We start from the raw sequence: 22,661 nt of genomic DNA on the forward strand, positions 1-22,661 counted from the left end.
CGTTGACCCGTGAAATCGAACAATTACTGCCGGCGCCATGAAAAAAATGGTGCCCGTCTGTAGTACCTGTCTGATGTTGCCTGACACAAAAGGCCGCGCATTATAACCAGCGTTCCGGCATTCGGGGGCATCGCGGGCTGCGGCTTCAGTGGCTGGTTTTCTGGCGGTAAAGGAAAAATCTGCTAACAATGCACACGGTGCGTATAACGGCAGCTACGCCATAATGCGCGCCGAGATCAAAGGAGCATCTAATGAGCAGCACTGCAAACATTGCTGAAGGCGAAAAAATTCTTATTGTTGACGACGATCCAGGCCTTAGTAGCCTGTTGGAGCGTTTTTTCGTCAGCAAGGGCTACCGCGCCCGCGCCGTACCGAACACCGAGCAAATGGATCGCCTGCTGGCACGCGAAGTGTTCAACCTGGTCGTCCTCGACCTGATGCTGCCCGGTGAAGACGGCCTGACCGCCTGCCGTCGCTTGCGCGGCGCGAACAACCAGATTCCCATCATCATGCTCACTGCCAAGGGCGACGAGCTGAGCCGGATCAAGGGCCTGGAGCTGGGCGCCGACGATTACCTGGCCAAGCCGTTCAACCCCGACGAGCTGATGGCCCGCGTCAAAGCCGTCCTTCGTCGCCAGTCGGCTCCGGTGCCGGGCGCTCCGGGCAGCGAAGACGAAAGCGTGACCTTCGGTGACTACGAGTTGTCCCTGGCCACCCGCGAACTCAAGCGCGGTGAAGAAGTGCACATGCTCACCACCGGTGAGTTCGCTGTGCTCAAGGCCCTGGTGATGAACGCCCGTCAACCGCTGACCCGCGATAAGTTGATGAACCTGGCCCGTGGCCGCGAGTGGGATGCCCTGGAGCGTTCCATCGATGTGCAGATCTCCCGTCTGCGCCGGATGATCGAACCCGATCCGTCCAAGCCGCGTTACATCCAGACTGTCTGGGGCGTGGGCTACGTGTTCGTTCCGGATGGCGCCGCCACCAAGTGATCGGCGATTTGTAGGAGCGGGTCGTGCGGGTGTCAGGTCAGATGGCCTTGCCCGCAGACTCGCGATCCGCAATATGCGAGCATCGCTCGCTCCTGCAAGTATGTAACGGTTATCCATGAAAACCCCGGTTTGGTTCCCCCAGAGCTTTTTCTCCCGCACCCTTTGGCTGGTGCTCATCGTCGTACTGTTCTCCAAGGCGCTGACGCTGGTTTATCTGTTGATGAACGAAGACGTGCTGGTGGACCGCCAATACAGCCACGGCGTCGCCCTGACGTTGCGCGCCTACTGGGCTGCCGATGAAAACAACCGCGACAAGATTGCCGAAGCCGCCACCCTGATCCGTGTGGTGGGCGCGGGCGTGCCGGAAGGCGAACAGCACTGGCCTTACAGCGAGATCTATCAGCGGCAGATGCAGGCCGAATTGGGTGCTGACACCGAAGTCCGGTTGCGCATGCATTCACCGCCGGCACTGTGGGTCCGGGCGCCAAGCCTGGGCGATGGCTGGTTGAAAGTGCCGTTGTATCCGCACCCGTTGCGCGGACAGAAAATCTGGAACGTACTGGGCTGGTTCCTTGCCATTGGTTTGCTGTCCACCGCATCGGCGTGGATTTTCGTCAGCCAGCTCAACCAACCTTTGAAACGTTTGGTCTACGCCGCCCGGCAACTTGGCCAGGGTCGCAGTGTGCGTTTGCCGATCAGCGATACGCCGAGTGAAATGACCGAGGTTTATCGCGCCTTCAACCAGATGGCCGAAGACGTTGAGCAGGCCGGGCGCGAACGTGAGCTGATGCTGGCCGGGGTTTCCCATGACTTGCGTACGCCGTTGACCCGTTTGCGCCTGTCGTTGGAGTTGATGGGCGACCACAACGACCTGACCGATGACATGGTTCGCGATATCGAAGACATGGACGCGATTCTCGACCAGTTCCTGGCGTTCATCCGCGACGGTCGCGATGAATCGGTGGAAGAAGTGGATTTGAGCGATTTGGTCCGCGAAGTCGCCGCACCGTACAACCAGAACGAAGAGAAGGTGCATTTGCGCCTGGAGCCAATCCAGCCGTTCCCATTGCGCCGAGTGTCGATGAAGCGGTTGCTGAACAACCTGATCGGCAATGCGCTGCATCACGCCGGCAGTGGCGTGGAGGTGGCGGCGTACGTGTCCGGGGATGTGAGCGCACCGTACGTGGTGCTGAGCGTCATGGACCGTGGTGCCGGGATTGATCCGTCGGAGCTGGAAGCGATCTTCAACCCGTTCACCCGTGGTGACCGAGCCCGAGGCGGGAAGGGCACCGGGTTAGGCTTGGCGATCGTGAAGCGGATTGCTTCGATGCATGGCGGCAATGTCGAGCTGCGCAACCGTACCGGTGGTGGATTGGAAGCGCGGGTGCGCCTGCCGTTGGGGTTGATGTTGCCGCGGGATGCGGTTTAACCGCTAAAAAGATCGCAGCCTGCGGCAGCTCCTACAGGGGAATACGTACACTGTAGGAGCTGCCGCAGGCTGCGATCTTTGCATTAACCCTTGCCTTTGGTCCGGGTCATGTTCGGCCCGCCATTCTTCTCAAGATGCTCAATGATGATCCCCGCCACATTCTTCCCGGTGGTGGTCTCGATGCCTTCCAGCCCCGGCGACGAATTCACTTCCATCACCAGCGGCCCGTGATTGGAGCGCAGGATATCCACGCCCGCCACCGACAGGCCCATGACCTTCGCCGCACGCAACGCAGTCATGCGTTCTTCCGGTGTGATCTTGATCAGGCTGGCGCTACCGCCGCGATGCAGGTTGGAACGGAACTCACCGGGCTTGGCCTGGCGTTTCATGGCTGCAATCACCTTGTCGCCCACCACGAAGCAGCGGATGTCGGCGCCACCGGCCTCCTTGATGTACTCCTGAACCATGATGTTCTGCTTGAGGCCCATGAACGCCTCGATCACCGATTCCGCCGCCGTGGCGGTTTCGCACAGCACCACGCCGATGCCCTGGGTGCCTTCCAGCACCTTGATCACCAGCGGAGCGCCGTTGACCATTTCGATGAGGTCGGGAATGTCGTCCGGCGAGTGAGCGAACCCGGTGACCGGCAAACCAATGCCCCGGCGTGACAGCAATTGCAGCGAGCGCAGCTTGTCCCGCGAACGGGCAATGGCCACCGACTCGTTGAGCGGAAAAACACCCATCATTTCGAACTGGCGCAGCACCGCGCAGCCATAAAAAGTAACGGAGGCGCCGATCCGTGGGATCACGGCGTCGAAACCTTCCAGCGGTTTGCCGCGGTAGTGGATCTGCGGCTTGTGACTGGCAATGTTCATGTAGGCGCGCAAGGTATCGACCACCACCATTTCATGGCCGCGTTCGGTACCGGCTTCGACCAGGCGACGGGTGGAATACAGACGCGGGTTCCGCGACAGCACAGCGATCTTCATGCAACACCTGTGGAGGAGGTAGATACCGGGAACACCGGCTTGTCTTGTACGTACTTGATGCCTGGATTGACCACCAACTGGCCGTCGATCAAGGCTTTGGAACCGAGTAACAGGCGATAACGCATGGACTTGCGGCAGGCGAGGGTGAACTCGACCCGCCAGACCCGATCACCGAGGGCCAGGGTGGTGCTGATCACGTATCGCACCTGCGCGTGACCGTTAGAGCTTTTAATGCTTTTTTTTGTCACCAGTGGCGCTTCGCAGCGGCGGTGACGCAACTGCACCACCGTGCCCAGGTGCGCCGTGAAACGCACCCACTGCTCACCGTCGCGCTCGAACGTCTCGATGTCGGTGGCGTGCAGGCTGGAGGTACTGGCACCGGTGTCGATTTTTGCCCGAAGGCCGGCCACTCCCAAATCCGGGAGCGCCACCCACTCGCGCAGACCGACAACGGTCAAATGGTCAAATGTCTTCAAATTTGCTCAACCGGTAGAAACCACGGTGGCCGCAGGCGGCCGAATTCGCGGTATTCACGCAGAATAATGGTTAAAAGGCGACAGATATCTACGGCCCGGATTTCCAGCCCCACAAGGAGGTTATGGAATGTCAGCATTGTAGTCCGGGACGGAGTAATTCTTGGTACGACAGAACGGTAGTACAGTTCACCAATATTTCAGAACGAGGAAATCCCATGGCACAAAAAAACGAAGAGGACGACAAAGTCCGCCTCGATAAATGGTTGTGGGCTGCGCGGTTTTACAAGACCCGAGCCTTGGCCAAGGCGGCGATTGAAAGCGGCAAGGTGCATTGCCGGGGTGAGCGCTGCAAGCCTGGCAAAGAGCCACGCATCGGCGACGAGTTCGTGCTCCGCACCGGTTTCGAGGAGCGCACCGTGGTGGTCCAGGCGTTGTCGATCGTGCGCCGTGGCGCGCCGGAAGCGCAGACCCTGTACACCGAAACCGAAGCCAGCATCGCCAAACGCGAAAATGCTGCCGCAGAGCGCAAGGCAGGCGCCCTCGGCGTGAGCACCGATGGCAAGCCAAGCAAGAAACAGCGGCGCGATCTGTTCAAGTTTCGTGGCAGCAGCAACGAATGATTTGCCCGCTCCGCCGATCGCATCAACCAGGCAAAGACTTGTAATTGCGCCTGTTCGTAGCCATATGAGGTAATTCGCCTGCCGTGCATGTGCCGTTCGTCGTAAATCGCACACTGCCGCCGGCCTGTAAGCCATACCTAGTCACCACTTCAGATACCCAGACTTATGACCGACCTACCGGATAACGACTTCACCCAACGCTTCATCTTCGATGACAGCGACACCCGTGGCGAGATGGTTTCGCTGGAGCTCAGCTACGCCGAAGTCCTGGCCAAGCACGCCTATCCGGAACCGGTCGCACAACTGCTCGGCGAACTGATGGCGGCCGCCGCGTTGGTGGTCGGCACCCTGAAGTTCGACGGGTTGCTGATCCTTCAGGCCCGCTCCGAAGGCCCGATCCCGTTGCTGATGATCGAGTGCTCCAGCGAGCGCGACATCCGTGGCCTGGCCCGTTACGAGGTAGAGCGGATTGCCCCTGACGCCACCCTGGCCGACCTGATGCCTGACGGTTCGCTGACCCTGACCATCGACCCGAAACAAGGCCAGCGCTACCAAGGCGTGGTGGATCTGGACGGCGAAACACTGTCCGATTGCTTCACCAACTACTTCGTCATGTCCCAGCAGATCGGCACGCGCATCAAACTCTGCGCCGATGGCCGTCGTGCCCGTGGCCTGTTGCTGCAGCAACTGCCCGCCGACCGCTTGAAAGACGAAGAAGAACGCGCCGCCAGCTGGCAGCACCTCACCGCACTGAGCGGGACGTTGACTGCCGATGAATTGCTGGGCCTGGACAACGAAACCGTCCTTCATCGTCTCTATCACGAAGAGCAAGTGCGTCTGTTCGACGTGCAGAAACTGCGTTTCCGTTGCAGTTGTTCGCGCGAACGTTCGGCCAATGCACTGGTCAGTTTGGGTATGGAAGACGCGCAAAACCTGGTGGTCGAACACGGTGGAAAAATCGAGATCGACTGCCAGTTCTGCAACCAGCAGTACCTGTTCGACGCCGCCGACGTCACTCAATTGTTCGCCGGCGCGGGTGTCGAGACGCCGTCAGATACCCGTCACTAAAACGGTTCAGCGCAGGTAAATTCACTGGTTAGTGCCGGAATAACGCCGTTACGACAGGAGGGGCCTACTCTTTTTGGGCTTTTCTGGCATAATCCGGCCCACTTTTTTCGCGGTAGTAGTGCACGACTTTCTACTACAAAAACGTTTGGAGCACTCGGCCACTGGCCGACGGGGAACCTCATGACGCAAGCCAATAACGCCGTGTACACCGATCTGAGTGTTGATGATCTGGTTAAAGAAGCCCTCAACCGCGGTGAAGGCGAGCTTGCCGATACCGGCGCACTGGTTGTTCGTACCGGTCACCGTACCGGCCGCTCGCCAGTCGATCGTTTCATCGTTGATGAGCCGAGCACCACAGGCGCCATCGCCTGGGGCCCGATCAACCGCAAGTTCCCGGCCGACAAGTTCGATGCCCTGTGGGACCGCGTTGAGGCGTTCAACAACGCGCAAGAGCATTTCGTTTCCCACGTGCATGTAGGTGCCGCTTCCGAGCACTACCTGGCCGTGAAGATGACCACCCAGACTGCCTGGCAGAACCTGTTCGGTCGTTGCCTGTTCATCAACCCGGCCCAGTACAACCCGGCTGGCCGTGATGAATGGCAAGTGCTCAACGTTGCCAACTTCGAATGCGTGCCTGAGCGTGACGGCACCAACTCCGACGGTTGCGTGATCCTCAACTTCGCTGCGAAGAAAGTGCTGATCGCCGGCATGCGTTACGCCGGTGAGATGAAAAAAGCCATGTTCTCGGTGCAGAACTTCCTGCTGCCGGCTGCTGACGTGCTGCCAATGCACTGCGCTGCCAACATCGGCGAAGAAGGCGACGTGACCCTGTTCTTCGGTCTGTCCGGCACCGGTAAAACCACCCTGTCGGCCGACGAAAGCCGTTACCTGATCGGTGACGACGAGCACGGCTGGGGCGAAGGCGTTGTCTTCAACATCGAAGGCGGTTGCTATGCCAAGTGCATCGACTTGTCCGAGAAGAACGAGCCGGTTATCTGGAAAGCCATCAAGCACGGTGCAGTCCTGGAAAACGTTGTCATCGATGACGCCAAGCACGCCGACTACGCTGATGTCAGCCTGACCCAGAACAGCCGCGCCGCTTACCCGCTGGAGCACGTTGCCAAGCGTTCCGAGAAGAACCTCGGTGGCGAGCCGAACGCTGTAATCTTCCTGACCTGCGACCTGACCGGTGTGCTGCCGCCAGTGTCGATCCTCAACGAAGAACAAGCGGCCTACCACTTCCTGTCCGGCTACACCGCTCTGGTGGGTTCGACTGAAATGGGTTCGGGCACCGGCATCAAGTCGACCTTCTCCACCTGCTTCGGCGCACCGTTCTTCCCGCGTCCGGCTGGTGAGTACGCAGAGCTGCTGATCAAGCGCATCCGCGGTTTCGGCTCCAAGGTCTACCTGGTCAACACCGGCTGGACCGGCGGTGGCTACGGCGTCGGCAAACGCTTCAACATCCCGACCACCCGTGCGGTGATCGCAGCGATCCAAAGCGGCGCGCTGATCGGTACCGAGACCGAGCACCTGGACACCATCAACCTCGACGTGCCTGTGGCCGTACCGGGCGTTGATACTGGCCTGCTGAACCCACGCAACACCTGGGCCGACAAAGCCGCCTACGACGAAGCCGCCAAAGCACTGGCCGGCCTGTTCATCGAGAACTTCAAGAAGTTCGAAGTGAGCGACGCGATCAAGGCTGCGGGCCCTAAGTTGTAAGTGTTGGTTTGATGCAATGAAAAAGCCGCCCTTTGGGGCGGCTTTTTTGTGCACTGCGTTTCAGGTTTTCAGGTGCAAGACAAACGCCCCGACCAACACCAGCACGACCCCTAGCACCTGCACTTTCCCCAGCCGTTCCTTGAAAAAAACATACCCCAGGATCGCCGCAATTCCGCCTGACAACGTGCTGATCACCGTCACCACCGAAACCGAGCCGGCCACCGCACCCCAGGCGAACGATGAAAACCCACCAAGGTTCATCAGGCTGGCACCCGTCAATGTGAGGCAGTTTTTCAGCGGCGGGATTTTCAGACCGTCATCGATCCTCAGAACCATCGCTACCAGCACGATAAGGCCCACCAGATACGCCAACCAGAGCATGGTCACCGGCCCGAGGGTTGGCAGTACAAAATGACCTTGCAGCCAAAAACTGGTGCCGTAGAACACCGCCGCCAGCAACGCATACGCAATGGAGCTGCTGTTTTGGGTGGTGTGCGGGAGTTTTGGGTCGGAATGAATGCTGGAGAGCACCACGCCCAGTACGCACAGCGCGATACACAGCAACTGAAGCAGGCTGATCTGCTCACCGCCGGCCCAGGACAGTAATGTGGTTACCACGCCGTAGGACGTCACCAGCGGCGCCACAATGGAGGCTTTACCAAGGGCGAAGGCCTTGGACAAGGCCAGCGCGCCAGACACGGTCAGCACGGCGGCAGCGACGCCGATCAACCAGACATCAAGCGGTGCGGCCATCGACCGCAGAATGAACACGGGGAAGGCGATCAGCAGCAGGCTCATGATGGCAAAGCCCAGCGCCTGACCAAAATACACGGCGCGTTTTACGCCCACCGCGCGGGCATTCAAGCCCACCAGAAAATCCGTACCGCCCCACAGCAAGGCGGCCAACAAGCCCATCAGTACGTCCACGCAATGTCCTTATCGTGATGCGCCGGGTACGTTACGGGCGTTCCAGCTCCTCCGTGTCCCAGCGCTGGGCCTTGATGGCCCGGTAGAGCATGCCGAGGGTCAATGGCACCTTCTCGCCGCGACCCTTGGCTTTTCGCTTTAGATTCACATCGTAGCCGTCGGGCTGGAAATAGCGATAGCTGTCGAAATCTTCGAAATCGATGGTGAAGTGTTCTTCGAGGGTTTCGATCAGATGTTGTGCGTCGGCGCCATTGCAGCCGAGGTTGAAATTGATCGAGGTGCTGAGGCTGATGGCTTTGCGCTCGGGGAAGCCGAGTTCTTCGTGCAGGAGCTGGATGAGTTGATGGAGGGTTGGGTCGTCGGGGAGGTTGGGGGCGAGGTTCATTGCATAGGCTCCGCTAATCGAAATGCAGGCGCCATATTGTCCTGCTCGCGTTTTGATAGGCCCAATGCCCCTGCTAGCGTGGACCATTGGCTGACAACTTCTTTGAAGTTGTCGATGATGCTTTCTGCATCCGCACGATTGATCCGGAAATACCCCGCCACTTCCCGGGCAAGCTCCAGATCCACAATCCGAGACCACAACTCACGAAGGTCAGCATTGGTTTGCGAGCCGTGTTCCATCAGCACTTCGGCCAGCTCAAGGTAGCTCGCGCCGACTGAGGCATCGTCACCATCAACGCGATCCCTGCGACGGGGAAATTGGAGAGTGCGCCATTTTATCGACCCTGATTTCTCAAAGAAATGCATGCTAGCTGCCATTATTCCGGCTGTTTAGTGTTGAAACAGTCGGAATAATTTCATTTCGGCGCGTTGACTGAATAGCGTCAGACTGGCGCTTTCCAGTTGAGCATGCGTTGTTGGGCGACTTTGAGCAGGTCGCAGCCGTCCTGGGTCAGCAGGTAGAGCGCGTGGGTGATGTGCGGGATGTCTTCGATGTCGCCGTCGAGGAAGCTTTGGCAGTGCAGGGTTCGGAGCAGATCGCTGGACGCTCGGATGCGCTGGAGGGCGGCTTCGAGGATGTCTTGGGGGTTGGCCTGTGTGTCGATGATTAACGGTGTGGAGTCGGTGAGATTGGTTTGAAGTGGGCGGTAGCGATCAATGGCGAATTTCATGATGTGTAATCTCGAATGCGTCAGGAGGATTCGTCGCCATCGTGACCAAGCGATGGGAGACGACTGTGTTCAGGTTGGTCAACCGGTGAGATCGCACGCTTACCCGGCACGTCCGAGGACGTCCCAAACACAGCCGCCATAAAGCATGCTGACGCAAAAAAAGCGCCGGCAGCATACAACGGGTGCGTGCGTAGATCTAATTCAGGTGACCAAGCCCGAGCCGCTGATTTGGCAGCGACAGTCCGGACTATAGGTTTGAGTCACCGGTTGGCGATAGCCGACAAGGTGTCTTCTTTTGTAGGACGTTGCCGAAGCTTTGATAGGGCGTTGCTGACGGACTTATCCACATGGCACCGCGTTATCGTTCATCGCTGGCAAGCCAGCTCCCACAGGGAATGGGGTGGGACTTAGCCGGTGAGTTTCGGCAGGCGTTGGCGGGCGATGTCGAGCAGGTCGTTGCCATCCTGGGTCAGCAGGTACAGGGCGCTGACGATGTTGGGGATGTCGCTGGCGTCGGCCTGTTTGAAGCACAGGCAATAGAGGGTTTCGAGCAGGTCGCTGGCGGCGCGGATGCGTTGGCGGGCGGCGTCGAGGATTTCGAAGGGGTCGGCTTCGGTGTCGATGACCAAGACCGGTGTTTCGCTGTAGCGGGTTTTGAGTGGGCGGTAGCGGTCGGTCAGTGGGTCGGGGCTGTTCATCGAGGGTTGTCCTGTGCGAAATCGGCAAGTGTGCCCGGCAGGCCGAGACACTGTTTTCAGCCGCGCCGCAGACTATAGAAGCGCGTGGTGTTGTGCGACAAGACGGCTGAGGTCGACAGGATTTGTAGGGGGTTTGTCGGGGTTTGAGGAAAGGGACTACAGGGTGGGTGACGGTGCCTCAGATGCTGTAGGTTATTTCGGGTTTTGTGGTGACTGTGCTGGACCCATCGCTAGCAGGCTAGCTCCGACAGGGGGTTGGTGGGCACCGAAGATTCAGTGTGGGAGCTAGCCTGCTAGCGATAGCAATCTGACGGTCGCTACATCCCTCAAGTCTTACATGCCATCCGCTGTATCATCCCGTATCGTTTTTAGCCCCGACCTTTTCTCGACTCGCTGCATTCGCCGGCTAGGCTTTGCCCATCGCAGCAGTCAACGGAGTGACAGCTTATGCACAACACCCTGGAACAGGTTTTCGGTTATCCACAGTTTCGGCCCGGTCAGGAGAAAACCGTCAGCGCCGTGCTGGCGGGGCGTTCGGCGGCGGCTATTTTTCCCACCGGTTCCGGCAAGTCCCTGTGCTATCAATTATCGGCCGTACTGCTGCCGCACCTGACGCTTGTCGTCTCGCCGTTGCTGGCGTTGATGCAGGACCAATTGGCGTTCCTGCAACGCCATGGCATTGCAGCGGGCAGTATCGATTCGGCTCAGAGCCGCGATGACGCCAGCGACGTGATGGCGCGCGCCAAGTCCGGTGAGTTGAAAATTTTGATGATCTCGGTGGAGCGCCTGAAGAACGAGCGGTTCCGCAATTTCCTGCAGCAAGTGCCGATCTCGTTGCTGGTGGTGGACGAAGCGCACTGCATCTCGGAATGGGGCCACAACTTCCGCCCGGATTACCTCAAGCTTCCGGACTACCAGCGCCAGTTCAACATCCCACAAGTCTTGCTGCTAACGGCTACCGCGACGCCCAAGGTCATCGTCGACATGCAGACGAAATTCGCCATCGCTCCCGATGACGTGGTGACCACCGGTTTCTACCGGCCGAACCTCAATCTATGGGTGGAGCCGGTGCGCGGGCAGGACAAACGCCGGCGCCTGGTCGAATGGATGAGCGAGCGACCCGGCCAGCCCAGCATTGTCTACGTCACCCTGCAAAAAACCGCCGAGCACATAGCCGAACATCTGCAACGCAACGGCATTCAGGCCGAGGCCTATCACGCCGGTTTGCCCCACGATCAACGTGACGGCATCCAAAAACGTTTCATGGGCGGACAGTCCAATTGCATCGTCGCGACCATCGCCTTCGGCATGGGCATCGACAAGAGCAATATCCGCAACGTCGTGCATTTCGACTTGCCCAAATCCATCGAAAACTACAGCCAGGAAATCGGCCGCGCCGGGCGTGATGGTCAACCGTCCGATTGTCTGGTGCTAGCCAACCGCGACAGCCTCAACGTGCTGGAAAACTTTGTGTTCGGCGATACCCCTGAGCTCGACGGTATCCGCCATGTGCTCGACGAATTGCAGGCCTGCGCGCCACAGGGGGAGTGGGAATTTCTACTGGGGCCACTGGCGGATAACAGCAACATTCGTCAGCTGCCGCTCAAGACCTTGCTGGTGCAATTGGAGCTGCGTGGAATCATCGCTCCGCGCTACGCCTACTACGCCGAGTACCGTTTCAAATACCTGGAGGAATCCGAGGTATTGCTGGACCGTTTCGAAGGCGAGCGCAGGGATTTTGTGGCAGCGATCATCCAGACCTCCAAGCGGGCACGGAGCTGGGCCACGGTGAATTTCGACGCGCTGTACGAGCAGTATCAGGCTGAGCGCAACCGGGTGGTCAAGGCACTGGATTACTTCCAGGAGAAGGGCTGGGTCGAGCTTGAAAGCAAGCTGATGACCGAGGTTTACACGGTGCTGCAAACGGACTTCAACGCTCAGGCACTCAGCATTGAACTCCACGCCGGTTTCACTCAACACGAACAAACCGAAATCGCGCGAATTCACGCGATGCTGGATTTGTTTGCCACCGACCGTTGCCTGGGTTTTCGATTGGCCGAGTATTTCGGCGACAGCAACGCCCCGCAGCAGTGTGGGCATTGCTCGGTGTGCCATGGGCAGGTTGCACGGCTCCCGACACCGCCGGAGTTGCCGGCGCTTGTGGACAAAAACTTTGAGGCGCTGTGTGGCGGGTTTATCCACAAGCACGAGCAGCACACCGGCAGCTTGCCATCGGCTGAGCGGGTAACGCGGTTTCTGTGCGGGATCACCGTGCCGTTGTTCACCAAGCTCAAGGCGCGGGCCATTCCAGGTTTTGCGGTGCTGGAGGACTATCCGTATGCCGAGGTGCGTGGGTGGGCCGAAGCGTACCTTTAACCTGTAGGAGCTGCCGAAGGCTGCGATCTTTTGACGTTGCTTTTTAAGATCAAAAAGATCGCAGCCTTCGGCAGCTCCTACAGGGGATCACCGGGTGCATCCACGCGCTGAATGTCGCTCATCACAGGAATAAATTTCAAAAATGCGCGGTGGCTGACTATGGTGAGGGCTGTCTTTGGATCGCCAACAAGAGAACAAGATATGAGCCAGACACCGTTCAACATTCAGCGCGCAGCCGTGATCGGCGCGGGCACCATGGGTCGTGGCATTGTCATGTGCCTGGCCAACGCCGGCGTGGCGGTGCAATGGGTCGATAACAATCCGCAGATGCTTGAGCAGGCGCTGGTCACTGTGGCAGACACCTACGCCCACAGCGTGCGCCAGGAGCGTATTGATCAGGCCGAGGCCGATGCGCGTATCGCCCGAGTCTCGGCGGCCGCCAATTACGAGGCCATCCGTGACGTCGACCTGGTGATCGAAGCGGTTTACGAAAACCTCGCACTCAAGCAGTCAATCTTCCGCGAGCTGGATGGCCTGCTCAAACCGGAAGCGATTCTGGCGAGCAACACTTCAGCGCTGGACATCGACGCCATCGCTGCCGTTACACGCCGTCCGCAACAAGTCCTGGGCCTGCACTTTTTCAGCCCGGCGCACATCATGAAACTGCTCGAAATCGTCCGTGGCGCCGAGACGGCTCCGGCGGTGCTTGAGGCCGCTTTGGCGCTGGGCAAGCGCATGGGCAAAGTCAGTGTGGTGGCTGGCAATTGCGATGGTTTCATCGGCAACCGCATGCTCAATACCTATGTGCTGGAGGCGCGCAAGATGCTGCTGGAAGGCGCGTACCCCTATCAGGTGGATGCGGCGCTGCAAGGTTTCGGTTTCGCCATGGGGCCGTTCCGCATGTTCGACGTGGTGGGCGTCGACCTGCAATGGCGTTCCCGACAATTGTCGGGTGTGGGGCAGGATGCGCCAGAGGTTCAGGTGGATAACCGTCTGTGTGAACTGGGTCGTTTCGGCCAGAAGAGCGGCAACGGTTTTTACCACTATGAGCCGGGCAGTCGACAGGCTGAGCACGATCCGCAGGTCGATGCGCTGGTGCTGGAAGTCAGCGAAGGCTTGGGGTTCCATCGCCGAGAGGTGAGCCAGGAGGAGATTCTGGAGCGCTGCCTGCTGGCGTTGGTCAACGAAGGCGCGAAGATTCTTCAGGAAGGCATCGCCGGCTCGGCCCACGACATCGATCTGGTCTACCTCAATGGTTATGGCTTCCCGGCGGACAAGGGCGGGCCAATGGCCTGGGCGGATGAGCAGGGGTTGGCGGACATTCATCAGCGCTTGTTGGCATTGGAGACGCGCCAGGGCGATCACTGGAGTCCAGCGCGGTTGATTGGCGAGTTGGCGGCGGTGGGTAAGGGATTCGCTGACAAGTAAACTTCACTCGAAATCATGAAAGGACCCCATTGATGCCCCATCGCACCGAATACCCGCACTTCCAGCCCATCACCACCCGTTGGCATGACAACGACGCCTACGGTCACGTCAATAACGTGACCTACTACAGTTTTTTCGATACGGCGGTGAACACTTACCTGATCGAGGTCGGTGGTTTGGATATCCATGACGGCGAAGTGGTTGGGTTCGTGGTGAGCTCAGCCTGTGATTACTTTGCTTCCATCGCCTTTCCGGACCGGATCGAGATCGGTTTGCGCGTCGGCAAGCTGGGTAACAGCTCGGTGCAGTACGAGTTGGCGGTGTTCAAGCAGGGAGAGGACGAGGCCTGTGCAGCGGGGCGCTTTGTGCATGTGTTTGTCGATCGCGCTTCCAATCTGCCAGTGTCAATCCCGAGCGGGTTGCGCGAGGCTTTGCAGCGCTTGGTGGTGTAAAAAGCAGGCAAAAAAATCGCAGCCCGAGGGCTGCGATTTTTTTACCTTTCCAGCGAAACCTTAGCGGTCAGTCGCGATGGCGGTAGTATTTGTGGTGCTTGCGATGGCCATAGGCGTGACCACGACCCGGGTGGCCGTCACGGTAGTAGCGACGATCATCACGGCCGCGATGGGAATGACGATCATCGTCGTCATCATCGCTCTTGTTGCCCATGTAGTTACCCAGCGCGCCACCAGCGCCGCCGCCTGCTGCGGAGCCGATCAGGCTGCCAGTGGTGCCGCCCACGCTGCGGCCAACCACGTTACCGCCTGCTGCGCCCAACGCACCACCGATGGCGGCTTCGCCACGGCTGCGTTTGTCTGCGCCAACTGCGCTACCACCCGCGCCGCCCAAGGCTGCGCCGATGGTGGAACCTGTATTGCCGCCAATCGATTGGCCGACGACCGAGCCCAAAACCCCGCCCAATGCGCCGCCCACACCTGCTTCGGTGGTGCCGCCGGCAGAAGCGATGCCACTGACCAGGCCAAGGGACAACAAGAGAATCGAGGAGAACTTCATAAAGGAACCTCAAGGGGATGACGGCGCGATCCTGAGGCTCTGGAATGGTCGTGACAATCGAAATCCGACGAATAACACGACTTGTATACAATTGTGCAAGTTACTGTTTTTTGGGCGGAACTTAACGTTTTTTCGCCGGTCTTTTATTACTTCGCAAAGGCTGTTTTCATTTGAAAACGGCCTTTTTTGTGGGCGATTGGAAAGTTGCAGTGGCATTGCAAAAAGATCGCAGCCTACGGCAGCTTCTACAGGGATCGATGTAGGAGCTGCCGCAGGCTGCGATCTTTTGTTTTTTTTTACGCCGATCTAGCCATGATCAACCCCGACTCACTCGCCGCTTCCAGCCGGATCGCCACGAACTTCGAAGTCGGCGTATGGCTGCCATCCCCGGTGCTTTCCAGCGGCACCAGCGGGTTCACTTCCGGATAGTATGCCGCCGCTTGCCCGGCCGGGATGTCGAACGCGAGCAGCGTGAAGCCTTTCACCCGACGTACAACGCCATCGTCCCACAGCGAAACGATGTCAGCCTTCTGCCCTGGCTTGAAGCCCAGGCGAATGATGTCGGCTTCGTTGACGAACAGCACATCGCGCTGCCCCTTCACGCCACGATAACGATCGTTGAGGCCATAGATCGTGGTGTTGTACTGATCGTGGGAGCGCATTGATTGCATGATCAGGTCCGGTTGCACACCCGTGGCGCGGGTGCGTTCGTGGACCAGATCCTTGGGCAACATGTTCGGCTTGAAATTGGCCCGGCCCGATGCGGTGTTCCACTTGCGCGCACCGGCACTGTTACCCAGATAGAAGCCGCCCGGATTCTTGATCTTCTCGTTGAAGTCTTTGAAGTTGGGGATGGTGTCGGCAATCAGGTCGCGGATGCGCCGGTAATCGGCCACCAGCCAATTCCAGTCCACCGGATGGCTGCCCAGTGTGGCGGCCGCGATGCCGGCCAGAATCGCCGGCTCCGAACGCATCTGGTTCGACAGCGGCTCCAATTGACCGTTGGAGGCATGGACCATGCTGAACGAATCTTCGACCGTTACCGCTTGAGGACCTTCGGCCTGGCGGTCGATATCGGTGCGGCCCAGGCATGGCAGGATCAGCGCCTCTTTACCGTGGGCCAGGTGGCTGCGGTTGAGCTTGGTGCTGATCTGCACGGTCAGGTCGCAGTTGCTCAGGGCCTGGAAGGTCCGTGGGCTGTCGGGAGTGGCCTGGGCGAAGTTGCCGCCCAGGGCGACGAACACTTTCGCTCGACCTTCGGCCATGGCGTGGATCGCCTCGACCACGTTGTGGCCGTTTTCACGGGGGACCTTGAACTGGAAGCGCCGCTCCAGGGAATCAAGGAACGCCACTGGCGGACGTTCGTTGATGCCCATGGTCCGGTCGCCTTGCACGTTGCTGTGGCCACGCACCGGGCACAGGCCCGCGCCCGGCCGGCCGATGTTGCCGCGCAGCAACATCAGGTTGGCGATTTCCTGGATGGTCGCCACCGAATGGCGGTGCTGGGTGATGCCCATTGCCCAGCACATGATGACGTTCTTGCCCTTAAGATACATGCGCGCCGCTTGCTCGATTTCCACCAGGCTCAGGCCCGATTGCTCGACGATCTGCTCCCACGCGGTGTCATCGATGACGGCCAGGTAATCCAGCACGTTCACGCTGTGTTCATTGAGGAACGCGTGATCGAACACCGCCGGTGCACCGGCCTTTTGCGCATCGCGCTCCCATTGCAGCAGAAACTTCGCCATGCCGCGCATCACGGCCATGTCGCCGCCCAGCGCCGGGCGGAAGTACGCGGTGTTGGTTGGCTTGTCGCTGTTGGTGAGCATTTCGATCGGGTGTTGCGGGTGCTGGAAGCGTTCCAGGCCGCGTTCTTTCAATGGGTTGATACACACCACCTGCGCGCCGCGCTTCACTGCCTCACGCAGCGGCTCAAGCATCCGCGGGTGATTGGTGCCGGGGTTCTGGCCCCAGACGAAAATCGCATCGGCGTGTTCGAAGTCGTCGAAGGTCACGGTACCTTTACCGACGCCAACGCTTTGCGACAACGCGACGCCGCTGGCCTCGTGGCACATGTTCGAGCAGTCGGGGAAGTTGTTGGTGCCGTAGGCGCGCACGAACAGCTGATAGAGATACGCCGCTTCGTTGCTGGCGCGCCCCGAGGTATAGAACTCGGCCTGATCCGGGCTCGACAAGCGCTTGAGGTGTTTGGCGATCAGCGCAAACGCATCGTCCCAACTGATGGGCTGGTAACGATCGGTTTCGGCGTTGTAGCTCAACGGCTCGGTCAGGCGGCCTTGGTATTCAAGCCAGTAGTCGCTCTGCTCCAGCAAGGCCGTGACGCTGTGCTTGGCGAAGAATTTGCCATCCACGCGCCGTTTGGTCGCCTCCCAGTTCACCGCTTTGGCGCCGTTCTCGCAGAACGCCACCATGCCGGCTTCATTGGAGTCGCCCCAGGCGCAACCGGGGCAGTCGAAACCGCCGTTCTTGTTGGTCTTGAGCATCATGCGCAGGTTTTTCAGCGCGTTGTCACTGGTCAACCAGGCTTGGGCGACGCTGATCAGTGCGCCCCAACCACCGGCCGGACCTTTGTAGGGTTTGTAACGAGGAACGGGTGTCTGGTCGGCTTGACGGTGTTGACTCACGCTTGGTTCTCCAAAGCCGGGCTGTAAACCCGTGGCGCATTTTTCTGGGGCAGATGGATGAGGTTGAGGTTGTGACGACGGGCCCATTGCACGGCAAGGCCTGTGGGCGACGACAGGCTGACCAGGGTCTGGATGCCGGCGCGTAACACTTTCTGGATCAGTTCGAGGCTGCAACGGCTGGTGACAATCGCCAATCCGCCTGCGGTCGAAATGTTTTGGCGGACCAGGCCGCCGATCAGTTTGTCTAGGGCGTTGTGCCGGCCGATGTCTTCACGACCCAGTAGCAATTCGCCCTGGCCGTTCATGAACACCGCCGCATGCACCGCGCCGCTGTACTGGCCCAACGGCTGGAACGCGCCGATGCGTTGGCGCAAACCGTCGAGCCATTCGGCCGGTGGCAGTGGTGCGCCGGGCAAGACCTTGAGGTCTGGCAAGGCCTGTTCCACCGCCTCCACGCCGCAGAGCCCGCAACCGCTGGTGCCGGCCATTTGCCGACGCTGTTGCTTGAGGTTCCAGAACGCGCGGTTGGCGATGGTCACTTGCGCGTATTGCGCCGACCCGGAGCCGCTCAGTTGCAGGTCATAAATGTCGGTGGCGTCTTGAATGATGCCGCTGCCCAGGCTGAAGCCAACGATAAAGTCTTCGAGGTCAGTGGGCGTGACCAGCATTACCGCCTGGCTGATGCCGTTGTAGGCAATCGCCAACGCCACTTCCTCGGCCAGCGCGGTGCTGTCCGATTCCGAGTGTTCAAGGTTGCTGTAGCTGTACGTCTGGCTGGCGGCGGGCGCGGGCGTTTCAAGGGCGGGCGCCGCGCAGGAGGGGCGCTTGGCGTTCATGGCATCACCGACGGATTGATCAGCTTTAAGACTAGGCGCGGCAAGTTGTCGCGTCTAATCGCTATTACTGATCTACCGATAGATGCCGTCGATCAAGCGCCCATCAGCGATTGTTGATAGATTGCAAAACACGCTTCGGCCAACGCCGATCGCGGTGCGCTACGACGCATGATCAACCCCAGCCGGCCGAGCGTCTGGGCGTTTTCAATCGGTTGCAGGCGCAAGTGCTCGGTGAGGCCTTCGAGACCGCCCTCCAATGGCATCACGGCGCAACACAGGCCGCCGTGCACAGCTTGTAACAGTTGATGCACGGCATCGGTTTGCAACAACGGTTGCGGAGTGAGGCCACGGCTGTGGAAATTGTGGTCGATGGACTGGCGAAAGTGCATGCCGCTGGTGAGCATGCCCAGTGGTAGTTCGATCAACGATTCCCAGCTCAATGGCGCATCGCCAAAAGTGAAGAAACGCTGATCGTAGAGCAAGCCCATGCGGGTTTCGCTGAAGGCCAGCGAGTCGAAGTGTTCGCCGTCCAGGCGCTCCAGATAGGACACCCCAAGATCCAGACGATTATTGGCCAGTTGTTCGAGGATCTGTTCCGAGCTGAGCGCCGATAATTCAAAGCGCAGGTTCGGGTGTTCGGCGTGCAAGCGTTGCAGCAGCGGCAGTGGATCGAAGCTCGACAGCGGCACCACACCCAAACGCAGGGTGCCGACCAGATTGCCGCGACAGGCTGCGGCCTCGGCGTACAGGCCGTCGTAGGCGGCCAGCACGGTACGCGCCCAGGCCAGTACGCGTTCGCCCGGCGCGGTGAAACCCTCGAAGCGTTGCCCGCGATTGACCAGGGGCAGGTCGAGTTCTTCTTCAAGGCTGCGCAGGCGCATGGACAGCGTCGGTTGGGTGATGTGGCAGCGCGCGGCGGCTTGCCCGAAGTGCCGTGTTTCATCCAGAGCGATGAGGAATTTCAGCTGCTTGATGTCCATCGTCGCTCCAGAGGTCGGGAAGGTTTGGATTCTATCGCAAGCGGGGTCATTGGTCGGGTTGGATTCGCAACTGTCGGCGGTGGTCTAGGCTTTTGCGTCTGGAACCCCAATCCCAAGGAGAATGCACCATGAGTCTTTTGAGTTTTGTGAAAGAGGCGGGCGAAAAGCTGCTGGATTTGCTGACGCCGGGCAACGCTAATGCCAGTGAGCAGTTGAAGGACCACATCAGCAAAGTCGGCTTGGGTAACCCGAATGTACAAGCGACGGTCGATGGCGACAAAGTGACCGTGACCGGCGAGGTGGCGAGCCAGGAAGAGAAGGAAAAAATCCTGTTGGCCGTGGGTAATATTGCCGGTGTTGGCAGCGTGGATGATCAGATCACAGTGACCGGGCCAGTAGCCGCGGCCGCGCGTTTCGTGGTCGTGAAGAAGGGCGACACGCTCAGCGCCATATCGTTGGCCGTGTATGGCAGCGCCAACCAGTACAATAAAATCTTCGAAGCCAACAAACCGATGTTGTCGCATCCGGACAAGATCTATCCGGGGCAGACATTGCGGATTCCCGAGTAATGCGAGGCCTGTAGGAGCTGCCGCAGGCTGCGATCTTTTGATCTTCGGTATTTCGATATCAACAAGATCAAAAGATCGCAGCCTGCGGCAGCTCCTACCGGTGATCAGAGGCCGGCAATCAAATCCCGATAATCATCAACCGCCGCAAACTCCGCTGTATCCCTCGGCCCTTGGCGGCTGTCCGGTTCTTTCACGGCCAGCAAATGCGCCACACCAAAGTCCCGCGCGCTGCGCAAAATCGACAAGGTGTCATCGATAAACAGACTGCGCGTCGGGTCGAAGCCGATGTCTGCCTGCAAGGCGTCCCAGAACTGCGGGTTTTCCTTGGGATAGCCGTAGTCGTGGGAACTGATCAAACGTTCGAAATATGGCGCCAGCTGGATTTTTTCCAGTTTCAATGACAGCGCATCCCGATGGGCGTTGGTGATGAGCACCACGCGTTTGCCGGCCTGTTTGATCGCCGCCAGGAACGTGTCCGCGTCCGGGCGCAGCGCGATCAGATGAGCGGTTTCCTGTTTCAGGTCGCGTACCGACAGCTTCAGTTCGGCGCTCCAGAAATCCAGGCAGTACCACTGCAACTGACCGGCGTTGCGTTCGAACAATGGATGCAGCTCCATTTCGGCCATGGCCCGGCTGACCCCGTGCAATTCGGCATACCGCTGGGGCAAATGCTCCAGCCAGAAGTGGTTATCGAAATGCAGGTCCAGCAGTGTGCCATCCATATCCAGCAGAACGGTGTCGATGTCGCGCCAGGGCAGCAGGGACATAAAAAACTTCTCCAGCGCTAAAAAAGATATCCGAGGTAAACAATCAGGATAGGCCGGGTATAGTAACCCGCTATCGCCAAGGAGCCTCTTTATGCGCCAGAAACCCACCATCCTCGCCCGCGAGATTGTCGCCACCAGCCGTTTATTCTGCGTTGAAGAGCTGAAACTGCGCTTTTCCAATGGCGTGGAACGCACTTATGAGCGATTGGTCGGCAAGGGCGCAGGGTATGGCGCAGTGATGATCGTGGCGATGCTCGATGCCGATCACGCGGTGTTGGTCGAGGAATACTGCGGTGGCACCGACGCGTACGAATTGTCGCTGCCAAAAGGCTTGATTGAGCCGGGCGAAGACGTGCTGGCGGCGGCGGAGCGCGAACTCAAGGAAGAGGCCGGTTTTGGCGCGCGGCAATTGGAACATTTAACCGAGCTGTCGCTGTCGCCCGGTTACATGAGCCAGAAAATCCAGGTGGTGCTGGCCACCGACCTTTACGAAGAACGTCTGGAGGGCGACGAGCCCGAGCCGATGGGCCTGGGCAAGGTCAACCTGCGGGAGTTGTCGGCGCTGGCGCAAAACCCGCAATTCACCGAGGGCCGTGCCTTGGCGGCGCTGTATCTGGCCCGTGATCTGTTGACCCAGCGAGGGGTGTTTCTGCCATGAATTTCCCGCATCCCTTGATGGCGCCCGTGGTTGAACTGGCCTTGAAGGCCGGCGAAGCGATCCTGCCGTTCTGGCGTACCGGTACAGCGGTGACGGCTAAGTCCGACGACTCGCCCGTCACGGCGGCAGACCTGGCCGCGCATCACTTGATTCTGGCCGGGCTGACGGCGCTGGACCCAAGCATTCCGGTGCTTTCTGAAGAAGACGCCAACATCCCGCAAAGCGTGCGTGCCGGATGGCAGCGCTGGTGGCTGGTAGACCCGCTGGACGGCACCAAAGAGTTCATTAGCGGCAGCGAGGAGTTCACCGTCAATATCGCCCTGATCGAAAACGGCCAAGTGGTATTCGGCGTGGTGTCCATGCCGACCAACGGCCGCTTCTATGTCGGTGGTGCCGGGATGGGCGCGTGGCGTGGCGATCAAGGTGGAACGCCGGTGGCGATTCAGGTGCGCGATGTTCTGGCCCCCGGTCAATCGTTCACCGTGGTTGCCAGTCGCCGCCATTCCAGCCCGGAGCAGGAGCGTTTGTTGGCCGGTTTGAGTGCCAGCCTTGGCGAACTGCAACTGGCCAATATCGGCAGCTCGCTGAAGTTTTGTTTGCTGGCTGAAGGGGCGGCGGATTGCTATCCGCGTCTGGCGCCGACTTCGCAGTGGGACACGGCGGCGGCGCAAGGTGTGCTCGAAGGCGCGGGCGGTGAGGTGCTGGATTTGAGCGGTGCGCCGTTCTGTTATCCGGCGCGGGAATCGCTGTTGAATGAGTTCTTTTTGGCGCTGCCAGCCAAGGCCGCGTGGCGGGAACAGTTGTTGACCTTGGCCCGAAGCTAAGCTTGAAAGATCGCAGCCTGCGGCAGCTCCTACACCGATCCCTGTAGGAGTTGCCGCAGGCTGCGATTTTTTGCGTTAACGGTGCAACACATATTGCCCGGTAAACCGCACTGCGTCCTCATCACGACCCTCATTGACGACCCGAGTATGCAGCGTTAATCGCGCTCGGCTGTAGCGCTGGAACGTGGTCAGGAATTTCTTCCAGATCACCGGATCCGGCGCCTGGCAGATCGCGTTGGCATCGCCCGTTACCGGCAGCGGATAGCTGATCTGGCCTTCCTGAATCACGATGTGCCCGTCGGTGATGCCTTCTTCTTTCAGGCGCAAATGCAACCAGCCCCAACCGGCCAGCACCGCGCCGCAATACAGGCTGCCGCCGAACATGGTGCTTTTGTGATTGACGTTGGCGTCCAGCGGCAAGTGCAGGCGCAGTTGCTGATCGTGCCAGTCGATCACCTTGAGGCCCATGTCCCGGGTGAGGGGGATGTCGTGGTGGAGGACGGATTCCAGTTGACGACTTTCGCGGCTCAT

23 protein-coding genes and 1 pseudogene are annotated in these 22,661 nt (G+C 59.5%); 11 read left to right on the forward strand and 13 right to left on the reverse strand.

Going from position 1 to position 22,661, the window contains the following annotated elements:
* Nucleotides 1-251: 251 nt before the first annotated feature.
* Complete coding sequence (gene ompR, locus KVG88_RS28625) at nucleotides 252-992, forward strand: osmolarity response regulator transcription factor OmpR (RefSeq protein WP_020795794.1); 741 nt, start codon at nucleotides 252-254, stop codon at nucleotides 990-992.
* Nucleotides 993-1,107: 115 nt separating this feature from the next.
* On the forward strand, nucleotides 1,108-2,421 hold the full coding sequence (locus KVG88_RS28630; RefSeq protein WP_217873380.1) for an ATP-binding protein: 1,314 nt from the start codon (nucleotides 1,108-1,110) through the stop codon (nucleotides 2,419-2,421).
* Between the two features lie 83 nt (nucleotides 2,422-2,504).
* Here KVG88_RS28630 and rimK read toward each other — a convergent pair whose 3' ends face one another.
* Entirely contained in the window at nucleotides 2,505-3,410 is a 906-nt protein-coding gene (gene rimK, locus KVG88_RS28635; protein ID WP_053160729.1) for a 30S ribosomal protein S6--L-glutamate ligase, read from the reverse strand.
* Nucleotides 3,407-3,886, reverse strand: a complete 480-nt coding sequence (rimB, locus tag KVG88_RS28640) for a retropepsin-like aspartic endopeptidase RimB (protein ID WP_150702656.1) — start codon at nucleotides 3,884-3,886, stop codon at nucleotides 3,407-3,409. The genes rimK and rimB overlap by 4 nt, the downstream gene beginning before the upstream one ends.
* A gap of 215 nt (nucleotides 3,887-4,101) precedes the next feature.
* Here rimB and KVG88_RS28645 point away from each other — a divergent pair, with 215 nt between their 5' ends.
* From KVG88_RS28645 to KVG88_RS28655, 3 genes are all read left to right on the forward strand, one after another.
* Nucleotides 4,102-4,506 carry an RNA-binding S4 domain-containing protein gene (locus KVG88_RS28645; RefSeq protein ID WP_150702657.1) on the forward strand — a complete coding sequence of 135 codons (405 nt, stop codon included), beginning with the start codon at nucleotides 4,102-4,104 and terminating at the stop codon, nucleotides 4,504-4,506.
* A 165-nt stretch (nucleotides 4,507-4,671) separates the two neighbouring features.
* Nucleotides 4,672-5,574 (forward strand): Hsp33 family molecular chaperone HslO, encoded by a 903-nt coding sequence (gene hslO, locus KVG88_RS28650; RefSeq protein ID WP_217873381.1) that lies wholly within the window; start codon nucleotides 4,672-4,674, stop codon nucleotides 5,572-5,574.
* Between the two features lie 180 nt (nucleotides 5,575-5,754).
* The gene (locus KVG88_RS28655) at nucleotides 5,755-7,296 is read left to right on the forward strand and encodes a phosphoenolpyruvate carboxykinase (RefSeq protein WP_217873382.1); all 1,542 of its coding nucleotides are present in this window, start codon (nucleotides 5,755-5,757) and stop codon (nucleotides 7,294-7,296) included.
* 60 nt (nucleotides 7,297-7,356) lie between these two features.
* On the opposite strand, the gene KVG88_RS28660 is transcribed toward KVG88_RS28655, so the two are convergent.
* The 5 genes and pseudogenes from KVG88_RS28660 to KVG88_RS28680 all read right to left on the reverse strand — a co-directional run bounded on the left by KVG88_RS28660 (nucleotide 7,357) and on the right by KVG88_RS28680 (nucleotide 10,036).
* Nucleotides 7,357-8,211, reverse strand: a complete 855-nt coding sequence (locus KVG88_RS28660; RefSeq protein WP_150736014.1) for an EamA family transporter — start codon at nucleotides 8,209-8,211, stop codon at nucleotides 7,357-7,359.
* 43 nt (nucleotides 8,212-8,254) lie between these two features.
* Entirely contained in the window at nucleotides 8,255-8,608 is a 354-nt protein-coding gene (locus tag KVG88_RS28665; protein WP_217873383.1) for a DUF1493 family protein, read from the reverse strand.
* A pseudogene (locus tag KVG88_RS28670) lies at nucleotides 8,605-8,910 on the reverse strand (type II toxin-antitoxin system HipA family toxin); the annotation flags it as partial. The gene KVG88_RS28665 and the pseudogene KVG88_RS28670, both read right to left, overlap by 4 nt.
* A gap of 140 nt (nucleotides 8,911-9,050) precedes the next feature.
* Entirely contained in the window at nucleotides 9,051-9,338 is a 288-nt protein-coding gene (locus KVG88_RS28675) for a type I-C CRISPR-associated protein Cas8c/Csd1 (protein WP_217873384.1), read from the reverse strand.
* A gap of 407 nt (nucleotides 9,339-9,745) precedes the next feature.
* A complete protein-coding gene (locus KVG88_RS28680) occupies nucleotides 9,746-10,036 on the reverse strand; it encodes a hypothetical protein (protein ID WP_217873385.1) in 291 nt (96 codons plus the stop codon).
* A gap of 447 nt (nucleotides 10,037-10,483) precedes the next feature.
* On the opposite strand from KVG88_RS28680, the gene KVG88_RS28685 reads away from it, so the two are divergent.
* The 3 genes from KVG88_RS28685 (at nucleotide 10,484) to KVG88_RS28695 (ending at nucleotide 14,292) form a co-directional block, all read left to right on the forward strand.
* On the forward strand, nucleotides 10,484-12,412 hold the full coding sequence (locus tag KVG88_RS28685) for a RecQ family ATP-dependent DNA helicase (protein ID WP_217873386.1): 1,929 nt from the start codon (nucleotides 10,484-10,486) through the stop codon (nucleotides 12,410-12,412).
* 201 nt (nucleotides 12,413-12,613) lie between these two features.
* Nucleotides 12,614-13,840 carry a 3-hydroxyacyl-CoA dehydrogenase gene (locus tag KVG88_RS28690; protein WP_217873387.1) on the forward strand — a complete coding sequence of 409 codons (1,227 nt, stop codon included), beginning with the start codon at nucleotides 12,614-12,616 and terminating at the stop codon, nucleotides 13,838-13,840.
* A 32-nt stretch (nucleotides 13,841-13,872) separates the two neighbouring features.
* On the forward strand, nucleotides 13,873-14,292 hold the full coding sequence (locus KVG88_RS28695; RefSeq protein WP_150702664.1) for an acyl-CoA thioesterase: 420 nt from the start codon (nucleotides 13,873-13,875) through the stop codon (nucleotides 14,290-14,292).
* 67 nt (nucleotides 14,293-14,359) lie between these two features.
* Here the strand turns inward: KVG88_RS28695 and KVG88_RS28700 are convergent, their stop codons facing one another.
* From KVG88_RS28700 to KVG88_RS28715, 4 genes are all read right to left on the reverse strand, one after another.
* Nucleotides 14,360-14,851, reverse strand: coding sequence for a glycine zipper domain-containing protein (locus KVG88_RS28700; protein WP_217873388.1), 492 nt, complete (start codon nucleotides 14,849-14,851; stop codon nucleotides 14,360-14,362).
* Nucleotides 14,852-15,147: 296 nt separating this feature from the next.
* Nucleotides 15,148-17,496 carry an FdhF/YdeP family oxidoreductase gene (locus KVG88_RS28705; RefSeq protein ID WP_217873389.1) on the reverse strand — a complete coding sequence of 783 codons (2,349 nt, stop codon included), beginning with the start codon at nucleotides 17,494-17,496 and terminating at the stop codon, nucleotides 15,148-15,150.
* On the reverse strand, nucleotides 17,493-18,332 hold the full coding sequence (gene fdhD / locus KVG88_RS28710; protein ID WP_150702667.1) for a formate dehydrogenase accessory sulfurtransferase FdhD: 840 nt from the start codon (nucleotides 18,330-18,332) through the stop codon (nucleotides 17,493-17,495). The genes KVG88_RS28705 and fdhD overlap by 4 nt, the downstream gene beginning before the upstream one ends.
* Before the next feature lie 92 nt (nucleotides 18,333-18,424).
* Nucleotides 18,425-19,312 (reverse strand): LysR family transcriptional regulator, encoded by an 888-nt coding sequence (locus tag KVG88_RS28715; RefSeq protein ID WP_150702668.1) that lies wholly within the window; start codon nucleotides 19,310-19,312, stop codon nucleotides 18,425-18,427.
* 128 nt (nucleotides 19,313-19,440) lie between these two features.
* Between KVG88_RS28715 and lysM the strand changes: the two genes are divergently transcribed.
* Complete coding sequence (gene lysM / locus KVG88_RS28720) at nucleotides 19,441-19,881, forward strand: peptidoglycan-binding protein LysM (protein ID WP_150702669.1); 441 nt, start codon at nucleotides 19,441-19,443, stop codon at nucleotides 19,879-19,881.
* 104 nt (nucleotides 19,882-19,985) lie between these two features.
* Here lysM and yrfG read toward each other — a convergent pair whose 3' ends face one another.
* Nucleotides 19,986-20,648 carry a GMP/IMP nucleotidase gene (gene yrfG, locus KVG88_RS28725; protein WP_150702670.1) on the reverse strand — a complete coding sequence of 221 codons (663 nt, stop codon included), beginning with the start codon at nucleotides 20,646-20,648 and terminating at the stop codon, nucleotides 19,986-19,988.
* Nucleotides 20,649-20,739: 91 nt separating this feature from the next.
* Here yrfG and nudE point away from each other — a divergent pair, with 91 nt between their 5' ends.
* Nucleotides 20,740-21,306 (forward strand): ADP compounds hydrolase NudE, encoded by a 567-nt coding sequence (gene nudE / locus KVG88_RS28730; protein ID WP_034148495.1) that lies wholly within the window; start codon nucleotides 20,740-20,742, stop codon nucleotides 21,304-21,306.
* The gene (gene cysQ, locus KVG88_RS28735) at nucleotides 21,303-22,130 is read left to right on the forward strand and encodes a 3'(2'),5'-bisphosphate nucleotidase CysQ (RefSeq protein ID WP_217873390.1); all 828 of its coding nucleotides are present in this window, start codon (nucleotides 21,303-21,305) and stop codon (nucleotides 22,128-22,130) included. The genes nudE and cysQ overlap by 4 nt, the downstream gene beginning before the upstream one ends.
* A 75-nt stretch (nucleotides 22,131-22,205) precedes the next feature.
* Here the strand turns inward: cysQ and KVG88_RS28740 are convergent, their stop codons facing one another.
* On the reverse strand, nucleotides 22,206-22,661 hold the full coding sequence (locus tag KVG88_RS28740; RefSeq protein WP_150702672.1) for a YiiD C-terminal domain-containing protein: 456 nt from the start codon (nucleotides 22,659-22,661) through the stop codon (nucleotides 22,206-22,208).

It is taken from the genome of Pseudomonas azerbaijanoccidentalis (genome assembly GCF_019145495.1).
GTDB lineage: Bacteria > Pseudomonadota > Gammaproteobacteria > Pseudomonadales > Pseudomonadaceae > Aquipseudomonas > Aquipseudomonas azerbaijanoccidentalis.